This window comes from Planctomycetia bacterium, assembly GCA_034440135.1.
In the GTDB taxonomy this organism is placed as follows: domain Bacteria; phylum Planctomycetota; class Planctomycetia; order Pirellulales; family JALHLM01; genus JALHLM01.
The window spans coordinates 1-3,353 of record JAWXBP010000205.1; the positions used below are offsets into that span (position 1 = coordinate 1).

Here is a 3,353-nt window from a genome sequence, read left to right on the forward strand (position 1 = left end):
CTAGCCTCGATTTCCACGGAAGGGGATTCGCCTAACAACCAATACGTTTTTTTACTTATTCAAGCAAGTTGGAGGTGCATCGTCTTTTTTCCGAACCACGGCATCGGCGTCGGCATGTCGGCCAGACGCGATTTCACCAAGAACGGATTGTGCGCTCGCTTGTCGAGCGTCACGACGACACGTGTTTTCTCGATCGCGACCGTCGCGGAAACGTCCAGCAGGTTGCGAAAAAGCTTCTTCGCTTGGGCATGGTCGTAGCCGGCGCCGATTTTCTCCGCCAGCAGGCGGTACAGCGAACTGGCCATCAGCGTGATCTGCAGGTCGAAGTCCACCTTCAGGCCGATCATCGAGGACAACGCATCCAGGTGGAAAAATTGCACCGCCTCGGCAATGCCGTTCTCGATCAGCATGCGTTGGGCGTAGCGCGTCACCAGGGCGGTGCAACTGATTTTCGTGTTGTTTGTGAGCAGGATTGTCGGCTCTTCATGGCCCAAGTCGATCACGGTTACTTGTCGAATTGGGCCGGGGTAGCCGTTGAGTTGAATGCGCTCGTCAAGCACCTTCGGCGTGCGGAACAAGCGCGTCAGCGCCGGCAGCGTGATGCGTTGCCAAGCGGAGGCCGGTCGGCTCCAAATGTCGCCCAGCATCTTGCGCGTGCGGCGACGCAGCGTGATGAAGTGGATCTTGCGCTGGTCGAGCTTGGCGAGTTGCGCGTAGGTCGTCAGCTTCGAATCGAACACCAGTTCGGCCGGCACGGCGCCGGTGTGCTGTTGCCAATAATCGACGAAGCGGATGATCTCTTCGGCTTGATCGGCCTTGGCGATGCCGGCGTGCGCGTAGCACAGCACGCGCTGCTCGGCGTCGCGTGCCAGGAAAGTCAGCATGCCCTGTTGACTGCGCGAACGCCTGGAAACGTAGTGTTTTTCCAGGGGTTCTTCACTGCTGTTGGTCGGCACGGTGTGAAAATCGAGATCGATGGAAGCGCCGTGCGCAAGGCCGGCGCGCGGCGTCTCGTTGAACCAGGCGGCCATGAGCCGCTCGATGCCGCGCTCATCGACCGACGAACTGTACGCCGCCAAGTACGATCGCTTGGGCACGACGTTGAGGCCGGCGAACAGCGCGATGCCGTCATCGGAAACGAGATCCATGACGTGGCTCTTGCGTTCCTTGCCGACGAGCTTGAGCGCCAAGAGGGTGCGCACCGCTTGCTCAGCGGGGATCATCGCGCTGCCGGGCAGCTTGGCCTGGCGGAGGACTTCGTGCAGACGCAGTTCGCGCATGAGCGGCACGAAGACGAAGAGTCCGCCCAGGCGCGTGCGAAAAGTGCGCGGCGTGAAATCGAGCGCACGAACATCGGCAATGGCGGCGGCGTCCGCGCGAACGGTTTCGGGCCGTTCGTCATCGCGCCGCCGGGGCAACCGCGCGAAGCCCTCCTCCTGCAAAAGGATCGTCAACGAGTGAATGCTGATGGGGTGGCCTTCGGCGGCGAGTTCGCGTTGAATGTCATAGACCGACAGATATTGTTTGCGCAACGCAACGGCGCGTTCGCGCACCACGTCGCGAACAGGTGCCTGCTTGGGCCCCGGGCGCGGCGTCGCGAAAAAGCTTGAGCGTTTGTCGGCATCGTGTCGGAATTCATGACAGAGCACACGAAAGGCGCCGGCCGAATAGCCAAAACGCCGGGCAACTTCGGCGGAGGAAAGCGGTTCGACGAAGTAAGCGCGGAGCGCCTCATATTGACGTTGCGGCGGCGAAGCGGGCGCCGCGAAGAACTGAGCGGCCTGAAGATCTGTTAGGCCATCCTTGGTACTGATGTTCATGGAGTGTGATTGTCAACAAAAAATGTGCAGCTGTCAAGCAGCTGATCGAAAAAATGTCGGATGTTGGTTTGACTGCAACAAAATCAAGGGAAAAACGGACAAAATAGAAAAAGGCCTGTAAAGCAAGGCGCCGGCCGGAACCGAACTAACGAGACGAAAACTGCGTTATCAGGTCCAAAATCAACAAACGCCAAAACGGAGAAATGCCCGCGAATTCCCGCCAGAAACAACGCCAAATGTTAGGCGAATCCCCTTCCGTGGAAATCGAGGCTAGCATATATTATCACCTGACGACACGAAATCGCGAATGATGATTCCCAGGGAGCGCCTACCGTGCCTGATGTCCCCGCGAAGCCGACCTACATCGGCGAGAATATCGAGTTGCCGGCTTCGTTTTATCTGGGCCGGGAGTACGATCTTGCTCAGAAGAAAGCCACCGACAAGCCGGTCATGTACGAAGCTCGCGACCTGACGACGCACGGCGTCGTCGTGGGCATGACCGGCTCGGGCAAGACCGGGCTGTGCGTCAACCTGCTCGAAGAGGCCGCGATCGACGGCATTCCGTGCATCATCATCGATTTGAAGGGAGACCTCGTCAATCTGCTGCTTCAGTTCGAAGACCTCAAGCCCGACGACTTCGAGAAGTGGATCAATCCTGAAGACGCTCGGCTCAAGGGATTGCCGATGAAGGAATACGCCCAACAAATGTCCGACAAATGGCGGAAGGGTCTGGCAGACTGGGGCCAAACGCCGGAGCGGATCAAGCTCTTGAAGGACGCCACCGAGCAGCGCATCTACACGCCGGGGAGCGAAGCGGGTTTGCCGCTGTCGATTTTGGGGACGTTCGCTGCTCCCAAGACTCCGCCTTCCTTGGATGGGACCGCACCGCGCAGCGTGCCGCGCGAGGAGTTGAACCAAAAGATTGAAAGCACAACCACCGCTTTGCTGGGATTGACCGGCATCAGCGCCGATCCAGTGCAGTCGCGCGAGCACATTCTGATCGCGCAAATGTTGTTGCACTTCTGGACGAAGGGCCAAGACCTCGATTTGCCGAAGCTCATCATGTCGATTCAAGTGCCGCCGATGAACACGATCGGCGCGTTTGACATGGACACGTTCTACCCCGAGAAAGATCGGCTCAAGCTGGCGGTCGCGCTCAATAACATCCTGGCGGCTCCCAGCTTCTCCACCTGGATCGCCGGCGAACCGCTCGACCTGACCAAGCTGATGTCCGGCGGCACGAAGCCCAGACAGATCATCTTTTACCTTGCCCATCTCGAAGACAGCCAGCGCATGTTCTTCTTGACTCTACTACTGGAAGAGGTGCTGAGCTGGACCCGCAAGCAGCCCGGCACGAGCAACCTGCGCGCCATCGTCTACTTCGACGAAGTGTTCGGCTACTTGCCCCCCTACCCCGCCAATCCGCCGACCAAGTTGCCGCTGATGACCTTGATCAAACAGGCACGTGCGTTCGGCGTCGGCTTGCTCCTGGCAACGCAGAATCCGGTGGACCTCGATTACAAGGCGCTGAGC

General features: G+C 59.1%; 2 protein-coding genes. One reads left to right on the forward strand and one right to left on the reverse strand.

Annotated elements, in window-relative coordinates; genetic code table 11:
- Window positions 1-59: 59 nt before the first annotated feature.
- Window positions 60-1,820 (reverse strand): hypothetical protein, encoded by a 1,761-nt coding sequence (locus SGJ19_11880; GenBank protein MDZ4780944.1) that lies wholly within the window; start codon window positions 1,818-1,820, stop codon window positions 60-62.
- Window positions 1,821-2,153: 333 nt separating this feature from the next.
- On the opposite strand from SGJ19_11880, the gene SGJ19_11885 reads away from it, so the two are divergent.
- On the forward strand, window positions 2,154-3,353 hold a 1,200-nt coding region (locus SGJ19_11885), incomplete at its 3' end, for a helicase HerA-like domain-containing protein (protein MDZ4780945.1).